The organism is Pseudomonas sp. SDT291_1_S447 (genome assembly GCF_054070155.1).
Map to the genome: position 1 here is coordinate 1 of NZ_JBSVXS010000157.1, position 9924 is coordinate 9924.

11 protein-coding genes are annotated in these 9924 nt (G+C 59.1%); 5 read left to right on the forward strand and 6 right to left on the reverse strand.

Features of this window, described 5'->3' with window-relative positions:
• Positions 1-23 precede the first annotated feature (23 nt).
• Together ssuD and msuE are read right to left on the reverse strand one after the other, a co-directional pair.
• Positions 24-1169 carry an FMNH2-dependent alkanesulfonate monooxygenase gene (gene ssuD / locus ACW9IR_RS26805; RefSeq protein WP_457465641.1) on the reverse strand — a complete coding sequence of 382 codons (1146 nt, stop codon included), beginning with the start codon at positions 1167-1169 and terminating at the stop codon, positions 24-26.
• A 10-nt stretch (positions 1170-1179) separates the two neighbouring features.
• Entirely contained in the window at positions 1180-1743 is a 564-nt protein-coding gene (gene msuE / locus ACW9IR_RS26810; RefSeq protein ID WP_016985421.1) for an FMN reductase, read from the reverse strand.
• 389 nt (positions 1744-2132) lie between these two features.
• Between msuE and ACW9IR_RS26815 the strand changes: the two genes are divergently transcribed.
• The 4 genes from ACW9IR_RS26815 to ACW9IR_RS26830 all read left to right on the forward strand — a co-directional run bounded on the left by ACW9IR_RS26815 (position 2133) and on the right by ACW9IR_RS26830 (position 6341).
• Positions 2133-2390 (forward strand): hypothetical protein, encoded by a 258-nt coding sequence (locus ACW9IR_RS26815; RefSeq protein WP_093434993.1) that lies wholly within the window; start codon positions 2133-2135, stop codon positions 2388-2390.
• A gap of 101 nt (positions 2391-2491) precedes the next feature.
• Entirely contained in the window at positions 2492-3106 is a 615-nt protein-coding gene (locus ACW9IR_RS26820; protein ID WP_007917549.1) for a LysE family translocator, read from the forward strand.
• A gap of 204 nt (positions 3107-3310) precedes the next feature.
• The gene (locus tag ACW9IR_RS26825) at positions 3311-4477 is read left to right on the forward strand and encodes an aminotransferase class V-fold PLP-dependent enzyme (RefSeq protein WP_457465644.1); all 1167 of its coding nucleotides are present in this window, start codon (positions 3311-3313) and stop codon (positions 4475-4477) included.
• Positions 4478-4532: 55 nt separating this feature from the next.
• Positions 4533-6341: an aminopeptidase P family protein gene (locus tag ACW9IR_RS26830; protein WP_457465646.1), complete on the forward strand. Its 1809-nt coding sequence runs from the start codon at positions 4533-4535 to the stop codon at positions 6339-6341.
• A 43-nt stretch (positions 6342-6384) separates the two neighbouring features.
• Here the strand turns inward: ACW9IR_RS26830 and ACW9IR_RS26835 are convergent, their stop codons facing one another.
• Both ACW9IR_RS26835 and ACW9IR_RS26840 read right to left on the reverse strand, forming a co-directional pair.
• Positions 6385-6981, reverse strand: coding sequence for a 2-hydroxychromene-2-carboxylate isomerase (locus ACW9IR_RS26835; RefSeq protein ID WP_457465648.1), 597 nt, complete (start codon positions 6979-6981; stop codon positions 6385-6387).
• 36 nt (positions 6982-7017) lie between these two features.
• The gene (locus ACW9IR_RS26840; RefSeq protein WP_457465650.1) at positions 7018-7746 is read right to left on the reverse strand and encodes an SDR family oxidoreductase; all 729 of its coding nucleotides are present in this window, start codon (positions 7744-7746) and stop codon (positions 7018-7020) included.
• Between the two features lie 91 nt (positions 7747-7837).
• Between ACW9IR_RS26840 and ACW9IR_RS26845 the strand changes: the two genes are divergently transcribed.
• The gene (locus ACW9IR_RS26845) at positions 7838-8401 is read left to right on the forward strand and encodes a TetR/AcrR family transcriptional regulator (protein ID WP_102901998.1); all 564 of its coding nucleotides are present in this window, start codon (positions 7838-7840) and stop codon (positions 8399-8401) included.
• Position 8402: 1 nt separating this feature from the next.
• On the opposite strand, the gene ACW9IR_RS26850 is transcribed toward ACW9IR_RS26845, so the two are convergent.
• Positions 8403-8684, reverse strand: coding sequence for a hypothetical protein (locus ACW9IR_RS26850; protein WP_095120409.1), 282 nt, complete (start codon positions 8682-8684; stop codon positions 8403-8405).
• 168 nt (positions 8685-8852) lie between these two features.
• Entirely contained in the window at positions 8853-9740 is an 888-nt protein-coding gene (gene rhtA / locus ACW9IR_RS26855; RefSeq protein ID WP_110720978.1) for a threonine/homoserine exporter RhtA, read from the reverse strand.
• Between the last annotated feature and the right edge of the window lie 184 nt (positions 9741-9924).

Here is a 9924-nt window from a genome sequence, read left to right on the forward strand (position 1 = left end):
AGCTCCTACACAAGAGATCCGGTTTACGCCGAGGCTTTTGTGGGCAGCACATCATTGGCAATCATTTCGCCAAACGGCCCGGTCAGATTGGTCACGCCACGCCCGGCCAGACTCGCGTAAGGCTCGGGAAGCAGCGGGAACACCAACTCGGCAAAGCGGTAAGCCTCTTCCAGATGCGGGTAACCGGAGAAGATGAAACTCTCGATGCCCAGATCCGCGTATTCCTTGATCCGCGCCGCCACTTGCTGCGGATCACCCACCAACGCCGTCCCGGCACCGCCGCGCACCAGACCGACACCGGCCCACAGGTTAGGGGCGATTTCGAGATTGTCGCGACGGCCATCGTGCAACGCCGCCATGCGCCGCTGACCTTCGGAGTCGAACCGCGAGAAGGATTTTTGCGCGGCCTCAATGGTCTCGTCGCTGATGTGTTCGATCAGTTTGTCCGCGGCTTTCCAGGCTTCTTCGGCGGTCTCGCGCACGATCACATGCAAGCGGATACCGAACTTCACCTTGCGGCCATGCCGCGCCGCGCGTTCGCGCACATCGGCGAGTTTTGCCGCGACAGCGGCCGGTGGTTCGCCCCAGGTCAGATAGACATCGACTTGCTCGGCGGCCAGATCATGTGCGGCATCGGAGGAGCCGCCGAAGTACAGTGGCGGATAGGGTTTCTGCACCGGCGGATACAGCGCCTTGGCGTTCTGTACCTTCAGGTGTTTACCGTCGAAATCCACCGCCTCGCCCTGCAACACGCGACGCCAGATCTTCAGGAATTCATCGGTGACCTCATAGCGCTCGGCGTGACTGAGGAAGCTGCCGTCGCCACGGTTCTCGTCCGGATCGCCGCCGGTCACCACGTTGATCAGCAAGCGCCCGTTGGACAGCCGATCAAGGGTTGCAGCCATCCGCGCCGAAACCGTCGGCGAAATGATCCCCGGACGGATTGCCACCAGATAACGCAGGCGTTCAGTCAACGGCACCAGTGCCGAGGCGATCACCCACGAGTCCTCGCAGGAGCGCCCGGTGGGAATCAGTACGCCGTGGTAGCCAAGGCTATCGGCGGCCTGCGCCACCTGTTTCAGATAATTGAGAGTGACCGGGCGCGCGCCTTGGGTGGTGCCCAGATAGTGGCCATCACCGTGGGTCGGCAGGAACCAGAAAACATCCATGAACGGCTCCTCAGGCGATTTTCAGCAAAGGTTTGATTTGGGTGGCGAACAGCGGCGCTGCGCGTTCGGCGGCGAGGCGGATGCGCGCCTTCAACAGTTCGCTGGTGATCTGGTAATCGGCGAAGTCGGCTTCGGTGGCGTACACGCCGATTGGCAACGTCATGGCCTGGAAAAAGCTGAACAGCGGGCGCAACTGGTGATCGAGCACCAACGCATGGCGCTCGCTGCCGCCGGTTGCGGCGAGCAGCACCGGCGTGTCGATCAGGGCGTTGAGGTCGATCAGGTCGAACAGATGCTTGAGCAAACCCGGGTAGGAACCGCGATAAACCGGCGCGGCAACGATCAGCAGATCGGCCTGTTCAATGGCCTGCAACTCGGCTTCAACCTCGGCACTGAGTTCCTGGCGCGACAGAGCGCCGCCGAGCGGGCGGGCGATATCACCGAGTTCGATCAAATGGCTTTCGATGGTCAAGTGCCCGGCCAGTTCGGCGAGCAAGGCTTGGGTCAGCACCAAGGTACGGGACGGACGCCAGGTGCCGCCGGAGAGGGCGACGACTTTCAGGGGACGCGACATGATCATTTCCTTTTTCAACAGTTGCTCAGCGAGCAGTGAATGAGTCACCGGGTCTGAGCAAGCGCTGTACCAATTCCTGCAAGCCTCGGTTTACAAGGCGTTGAGCGCTAGCGTGGCGGTCGCCCCTGTGAGTAGCGGGGCGTTTTGTTGAATCGGTGTTGGCTGAGCAACAGTTGCTGGAGCAACAGTGCTCAGCGCATGGATCGATTTATAAAGGCAGTTTGTTATTCCGTAAAAGAACGTTAATCGATATTTATAGATCGTTAGGAGATATACGGCGGTTTGTGTCGAATTCCTGATAGCCACTATTGAAAGCGTTGATTTCTGCGTGAGCGTGCCCGGGCGTAGCCTTTGTCCATCGACTCCCCATTGTTCGCCAGGACGCTCCCATGAATCGTTTACTGACTGTTTCCCTGTTGCTCGCTGTCTCCGTACTCGCCGGTTGTGCCGGACACGTTTCGCCGGAACTGCGCCCTTACACCGATGAAGAATCCCGCGAATTGGCGATGGAAGCGCTGAACCGCAGCGGCTTGTCCTTCGACGAATACCACGCGAAAAAAGCGCAATTGCTTGGTCAGTCGCAGTTCGACAAGAAAGCTGAAATGAGTGCCGAACGTGCCGTACAGCTGCACGGTCGTCCTAGCTGAAAACAAACTGTACTGGTGGAAGTTTTACCCAACTGTCCGTGGGCTTGCCGGGCGGTGTGGGATAGGGTCAACACCTGAATGACCCTGATGGATTGCCTGCCATGACCCTCTCGCTTGACCTGCTGTTGGGCTTTGCCCTGTTTGCCCTTGTCACCTCGATTACGCCGGGGCCGAACAACACCATGTTGCTGGCATCGGGGGTTAACTTCGGCTTCAACCGCACCATCCCGCATATGCTCGGAATTACCTGTGGCTTTTTCGTTCTGGTGGTGGCCGTGGGCTTTGGCCTCGGCGCGGTGTTTCAGAGCTATCCGATTCTTTATACGGTTCTGCGTTATGTCGGCGCGGCGTATCTGCTGTATCTGGCGTGGAAAATCGCTCACTCGGGACCGGTCGGTGACAGCGCCGCAGGCGAGGCGAAGCCGATCAGCTACCTCGGCGCGGCTGCGTTTCAGTGGGTCAATCCCAAGGCGTGGATCATGGCCATCGGCGCCATCAGCACCTACACGCCGATGCAGGGTTATTTCACTAATGTCGTGGTGATTGCAGCGGTGTTTGCCATCATCAATCTGCCGAGTGTCGGCGTCTGGGCGGCGTGTGGCACATTGCTGCGCAATGTCTTGAAGGATCCGCGCTGGTTGCGCGTGTTCAACTGGGGCATGGCGGCACTGTTGGTGATTTCGCTGTACCCGTTACTTCTCGAAAGCTTTAGCTGACGCATCGCTTCAACCGCAGGCCGGATGCCTGTTAAGCTCGACTTCAGGAGCGTTCCTACGCACTTTGAATGAAGTTGTTCTTCTTTAACGGCATCCGATCAGGTATTGATGACGCTCTCGAACCGACGCGCAGCTCACAAGGCTGCGCCGTACCGTTTGCAGACACGAGCCTCCTGATCCCGGAACACGCTCTGCGAGTCTTTTATGAACACACGTCCGTTGTATTTCGATTACGCCGCCACCACCCCGGTTGACGAGCGGGTCATCCAGGTGATGATCGAGTGTCTGGGGTTTCACGGTAACTTTGGTAACCCGGCTTCCAGCTCCCACGCGTTCGGCCAGCAAGCCCGACACACGGTCGAGCAGGCCCGCCGGCAAGTCGCCGAACTGGTCGGCGCCAATGCCGAACAGATCGTCTGGACCTCCGGTGCCACCGAGTCAAATAACCTCGCCCTCAAAGGCGTGGCGCAGGCGCGCGGGGTGTCCGGCGGCCACATCATTACCAGTCAGATCGAACACAAAGCCATCCTCGATACCGCCCGCCAATTGCAGGACGCCGGCATCGCCGTGACTTATCTGGTGCCGGACGCCGATGGCCTGATCACGCCGCAAGCGGTCAGTGAAGCCATGCGTGAGGACACCTTTCTGGTGTCGCTGATGCTGGTCAACAACGAGTTGGGCACGGTCAACGATGTTCAAGCGATCGGCGCAGTCGTGCGTAGCCGTGAGGCGTTGTTTCACGTCGATGCGGCGCAAGGCGCCGGCAAGGTGGCCATCGATCTGGCGCAATGGCCGGTGGATCTGATGTCGTTTTCCGCGCACAAACTTTACGGCCCCAAAGGCATCGGCGCGCTGTATGTCGGCCCGCGGGCGCAGCAACGGTTGCAGGCGCAGATTCACGGCGGCGGTCACGAAGGTGGTTTGCGCTCCGGAACCTTGGCGACGCACCAGATTGCCGGGATGGGCGCAGCATTTGCCTTGGCCGCCGAGGCGTTCGATGCCGAGAAAAAAACCATCGTCGCACTGCGCGAACGCTTGCTCGAACAACTGCTCAGCCTGCCGGGCGTGCGCCTCAATGGCTGCGCCACTCAGCGCATTCCGCACACCTTGAGCCTGACCTTCAGTGAGGGCGAATTCAACAGCGCAGCGTTGAGCCATTCGATCGCTTTTTCCGCGACCTCGGCCTGCAACTCCGCCAGTAATACGCCATCCCACGTGCTGTTGGCGCTTGGGCATGACGCGCATCTGGCCGGTCGCACCATTCGCTTGAGCCTCGGCCGTTTCACCACCGCCGCAGATGTCGACAAGGCCGTTCAACTGATCAAGACCGCCTGCGCCAGTGCTCCGGCATTCTGGGCGACAGGGCTTTAAACCAGCCGACTCACGGCTACGAACAATAACGATGAAGTGATTAGCAGGAGACATGATGAGTACCCAGACCTCGACCGAAGGATCGGTGCCCCAGCGCCTGGCGCAGACCCGCGAACTGATGCGCCGCGAAGGCATTCACGCACTGTTGGTGCCGTCCGCCGACCCGCACTTGTCGGAATATCTGCCGGGTTACTGGCAGGGCCGGCAGTGGTTGTCGGGCTTCCATGGTTCGGTTGGCACTTTGATTGTCACCGCTGATTTCGCCGGTGTCTGGGCCGACAGTCGTTACTGGGAACAGGCGACCAAGGAGCTCAAGGGCAGCGGCATTGAACTGGTCAAATTGCAACCGGGTCAGCCGAGCCCGCTGGACTGGCTGGCCGAGAAGACACCGGAAGGTGGCGTGGTCGCGGTTGACGGTGCGGTGATGGCCGTGGCCTCAGCGCGTACCCTGAGCAGCAAACTGGAAGCACGCGGTGCACGTCTGCGCACTGACATCGATTTGCTGCAGGACGTCTGGAGCGATCGCCCGAGCCTGCCGAATGCACCGATCTATCAGCATCTGCCACCGCAAGCGACCGTCAGCCGTGGCGAGAAACTCGCCAAGCTGCGCGAAACCTTGCAAGCGCGCGGGGCTGATTGGCACTTTATCGCTACCCTCGACGACATCGCCTGGCTGTTCAACCTGCGCGGTGGCGATGTGTCGTTCAACCCGGTGTTTGTTTCATTTGCCTTGATCGGTCAGCACCAGGCCACGTTGTTCGTAGCGCTGAGCAAGGTCGACGCAGATTTGCGCGCGGTGCTGGAGACGGATGGTGTAACGCTGCGTGATTACACAGAAGTCGCTGATGCCCTGCGTGACGTGCCGAGTGGCGCGAGCCTGTTGGTCGACCCGGCGCGCGTTACCAGCGGCTTGCTGGATAACCTCGACAGCACGGTGAAGCTGGTCGAAGGCCTGAACCCGACCACGTTGGCCAAATCGCAGAAAAGTGAAGCGGACGCTGAACATATCCGCAAAGCGATGGAGCAGGATGGCGCGGCGCTGTGCGAGTTTTTCGCCTGGCTGGAATCGGCCTGGGGCCGCGAACGCATTACCGAATTGACCATCGACGAGAAGCTCACCGCTGCTCGTGAGCGTCGTCCGGATTATGTATCGCTGAGTTTCAACACCATCGCCGCGTTCAACGCCAACGGCGCCATGCCGCATTACCACGCTACCGAAGAAGAGCACGCGGTGATCGAGGGCGACGGCTTGTTGCTGATCGACTCGGGCGGTCAATACCTGGGCGGCACCACGGATATCACGCGGATGGTGCCGGTCGGTACGCCGAGCGAAGAGCAGAAGCGCGATTGCACGCGCGTGTTGAAGGGCGTGATTGCGCTGTCGCGTGCGCAGTTCCCGAGAGGCATTCTCTCGCCGCTGCTTGACGCCATTGCCCGCGCGCCGATCTGGGCCGACAGCGTGGATTACGGTCACGGTACGGGTCACGGCGTTGGCTACTTCCTCAACGTCCATGAAGGTCCACAGGTAATTGCGTATCAGGCCGCGCCTGCACCGCAAACGGCCATGCAGCCGGGGATGATCACTTCGATCGAGCCAGGCACCTACCGTCCGGGCCGTTGGGGCGTGCGTATCGAGAACCTGGCGATGAACCGCGAGGCGGGCAGCAGCGAGTTCGGTGAATTTCTCAAGTTTGAAACCTTGACGCTGTGCCCGATCGACACGCGTTGCCTGCTGCCAGCGCTGCTGACGGAGGAAGAGAAGCAGTGGTTCAACGACTATCACGCGCAAGTGCGTGAGCGCCTGAGCCCGTTACTTGACGGTGCCGCGCTGGAATGGCTGAACAGCCGCACTGTCGCCATCTGATCAGGTGGAATTCAGGCGCTGTTACCAGCGCCTGAATGATCGCCTAGCCTTGGCGCAAGGCTTCTTCAACAAAGTCGAGCCGATCCTGGCCGAAGAACAGTTGATTGCCGATGAACATGCTGGGCGCGCCGAACACGCCGCGTTTAACCGCGGTCTCGGTGTTGTCCTTGAGTACGGCTTTGACGGACTCGTCGTTAGTCAGTGCCAGCACTTCAAGCGGATCGAAACCGTGTTCACTCAGCACGGCAGCGACTGTCTCGGTTTCGTCCAGGCTGCGGCCTTCAACCCATAGCGCCGTGAACAGACAATCGATAAACGCCTGAAAGCGTTCTGGCTGACGCAACTGGATGCCAGTGACCGCACGCATCAGTATCAGTGTGTTGATCGGGAAGTGCGGATTGAATGTCAGCGGTACCCCGTAGCGTTTCGCGTAGCGGTCCAGATCCTCAAACATATACCGACCCTTCGCCGGAATCATCGCCGGCGATGCGTTGCCGGTCGCCTTGAACACGCCACCCAGCAGCATCGGAATGTAGATCAGCTCACTGTCGGTCTCGGCGCAAATCTTCGGTAACTGGGTGTAGGCCAGATAGGTGGCAGGGCTGCCGAGGTCGAAATAGAACTCCACGGTTTTGGTCATTTTCGCGTCTCTGTCGTTATTGTTATGGCAGGGGTCTTACCAGCGTTCGTTCCAGGGGCGCAGATCCAGCTCGAACGTCCAGGCATCCCGTGGCTGACTGTGCAGATACCAGTAGTTCTCGGCAATGTGCTCGGGGTTGAGGATGCCGTCCTGATCCTTGGTGGCGTACTTCTCGGGGAAGCTGTTACGGATGAAGTCGGTGTCGATCGCACCATCGACCACCACATGGGCGACGTGGATGTTCATCGGCCCCAGTTCCCGCGCCATGCTTTGCGCCAGTGCGCGGATACCGTGTTTGGCCCCGGCGAAAGCAGCGAACCCGGATGCGCCGCGAAGTCCTGCGGTGGCACCGGTGAAAAGAATCGTGCCGCGATTGCGCGTGACCATGCGTTTGGCCACTTCGCGGGCATTGAGAAAACCAGAGAAACAGGCCATCTCCCAGATCTTGAAATACTTGCGAGCGGTTTCTTCGAGAATGCTGCACGGCACGTTGGCGCCGATATTGAACACAAAGGCTTCGATCGGACCGAGGCGGGTTTCGATGTCTTCGATCAGGGCGATGACGTCTTCTTCCTTGCGCGCATCGCAGGCAAAACCATGGGCTTCGCCGCCTTCAGCCTTGATTGCGTCCACCAGCGGTTGCAATTTGTCGGCGCTGCGCCGGGTGACGCAGGCGACGAATCCCTCACTGGCAAAACGCTTGGCAATCGCTCCGCCCGTGGCGTCGCCAGCGCCAACCACCAATACGACCTTCTTGTTATTCATGGGTGAGTCCCTTTAGTAAACGATCGTTAAGTGAACGAACGTTATGCTAGGATTCAGGCAACGTCAAGGCAGTCGATTCGAGGGCAAACACATGCGTTACTCCGCCAGTCACAAGCTGGAAACCCGGGAAAAACTCTTGCAGAGCAGCGCGCTGTCAGCAAAGCGCTCGGGGTTTTCCACGGTGGGCGTCGATGGTTTGATGAAGGCTATCGGATTGAGTGGTGCGGCGTTCTACAGTCACTTTTCGTCAAAGGATGCGTTGTTCACCGCCATCGTCGAGCGTGAGTTGGGGCAAAGCCTTGAGCGACTGGGAGGCGAGGGTACGCAGGATCGTGAGCGACTGGCGCGCTGTCTCAAACACTATCTGAGCATGGCCCACGTAGAACAGCCTGAGGCCGGTTGCGCGTTGCCGGCGCTGGGGGCAGAAATTGCCCGATCGGATGTGCAGGTGCGCGAACAGGCCGAGCTGTGGATTTGTCGGCTTCAGGCGCGTTGGGCGCAGATACTGGAAAGCGAGACCCTGGCGTGGTCGGTATTGTCGCAATGCGTCGGGGCATTGGTGGTAGCGCGCATGTTGGCTACGCCGGACGTTCAGCAAGCTGTGCTGAAGTCCAGCCATGAAGAGATCGGCCGGCAGATTGCCGCGCAGCGCTGATCTATTTGCAGATAACGATCATGCTGCGACTGGTGTAGCCCGCAGGATTGAGACCGAACGGGTAGTCGCCGGGTTCTTCCACGGCGTCACCGGATTTGGCGATGACCTTGTAGCCTTTCGGCAAGCAGGCACTGGCGGCACTGGCGTAGCACTTGTCCCAGGAGGACGATAGCCCGGAGCAGTTGATGTGCAGCCCTTTTTTCCCGCGTTTTACCTGAGTTTCCGAAGTCGCCGCACAACCCGCAACAGCCAGTATGGCGATCAGTATCAAAATTCGTTTCATTACCGTCCTTATAGCGGCCACGAGTCTGACGCTCGGGTTTGCCTGTGTTCGCTTGCGCTTTAAGCGTTTTGAAATCCCTGTCCGAAAAAATCCATGTCTGGCATTGGGTTACGGGTCTAAACATGGCCTAAATGCGCGCCAATTGCCAGACCTTCGTAAAAACCTCTTTCAATCAGCCGCGATGGCGGGTTTCGCAGCGCTACCCATGGTCATGGTGGCGCCGACGGATGCCAGAATAATGCAGAGGATCGCCATCCATTGTGACAGTGTGAGGAATTCATGCAGAAACAGAAGGCCCGATAACGCTCCGAAGGCTGGTTCGATACTCATCAATGTGCCGAACGTGCGTGCAGGCAGGCGGGTGAGGGCGACCATCTCCAGTGTGTAGGGCAGGGCGGTGGACAGGATGGCAACACCGATGGCAATCGGGATCAGGGAGGGAGTCAACAGGGCGGCACCTGCATGCACGATGCCGATAGGGGCCACGAACAGTGCTGCAATCATTACTCCTAATGCTGCAGTCGTTACACCATTATCGGCACCAGCCTTCTGGCCGAACAGAATGTATAGCGCCCAGCAGACACCTGCTCCCAGTGCATACCCGGCGCCTACCAGATCGATTCCAGCGCTGGTTGCGCCTGTTGGTATCAGCAACATCAAGCCGGCGGCGGCCAAGGCGATCCAAAGAAAGTCGATGGCGCGGCGGGACGCATAGATGGCTACGGCCAGTGGCCCGGTAAATTCGAGGGCGACGGCAATTCCCAACGGCACCGTGCGCAATGACATATAGAAGAGGAAGTTCATACCGCCCAATGCCATGCCATAGACAATGACCGTGCGCAATGATTTGGCGGTTAACCTGGCGCGCCATGGACGCAGTATCAACAGCATGATCACGCTGGCGAAGATCAGGCGCAGCGTGGTGGTTCCCTGAGCGCCAATGATGGGGAACATGCTTTTGGCCAGAGAGGCGCCGGACTGTATCGACGCCATGGCTATTAATAGCAGGCCAACCGGGAACAGCATTGAGGCAAGAGATCGTGGCTGGTCATTCATTGCGTGGCATCGTCCAAGGTGAGAGCAAGGCATTATTATTGGTGTTGGGCAATATACTGCGCACTCGATCGAGTTACGTCTATATAGAAGAGGCGTTTTTCAACTGATCGATAGAAAAGCTAAATTAAGGGTTGACGGCAGATTTCAGATGTCTATAATTCGCCCCACTTCCGGCGCAGTCGAA

Coding starts and splice junctions, on each gene's coding strand:
- ssuD (WP_457465641.1), bottom strand. CDS start 1,169: ATGGATGTTTTCTGGTTCCTGCCGACCCACGGTGATGGCCACTATCTG.
- msuE (WP_016985421.1), bottom strand. CDS start 1,743: ATGTCGCGTCCCCTGAAAGTCGTCGCCCTCTCCGGCGGCACCTGGCGT.
- ACW9IR_RS26815 (WP_093434993.1), top strand. CDS start 2,133: ATGAATCGTTTACTGACTGTTTCCCTGTTGCTCGCTGTCTCCGTACTC.
- ACW9IR_RS26820 (WP_007917549.1), top strand. CDS start 2,492: ATGACCCTCTCGCTTGACCTGCTGTTGGGCTTTGCCCTGTTTGCCCTT.
- ACW9IR_RS26825 (WP_457465644.1), top strand. CDS start 3,311: ATGAACACACGTCCGTTGTATTTCGATTACGCCGCCACCACCCCGGTT.
- ACW9IR_RS26830 (WP_457465646.1), top strand. CDS start 4,533: ATGAGTACCCAGACCTCGACCGAAGGATCGGTGCCCCAGCGCCTGGCG.
- ACW9IR_RS26835 (WP_457465648.1), bottom strand. CDS start 6,981: ATGACCAAAACCGTGGAGTTCTATTTCGACCTCGGCAGCCCTGCCACC.
- ACW9IR_RS26840 (WP_457465650.1), bottom strand. CDS start 7,746: ATGAATAACAAGAAGGTCGTATTGGTGGTTGGCGCTGGCGACGCCACG.
- ACW9IR_RS26845 (WP_102901998.1), top strand. CDS start 7,838: ATGCGTTACTCCGCCAGTCACAAGCTGGAAACCCGGGAAAAACTCTTG.
- ACW9IR_RS26850 (WP_095120409.1), bottom strand. CDS start 8,684: ATGAAACGAATTTTGATACTGATCGCCATACTGGCTGTTGCGGGTTGT.
- rhtA (WP_110720978.1), bottom strand. CDS start 9,740: ATGAATGACCAGCCACGATCTCTTGCCTCAATGCTGTTCCCGGTTGGC.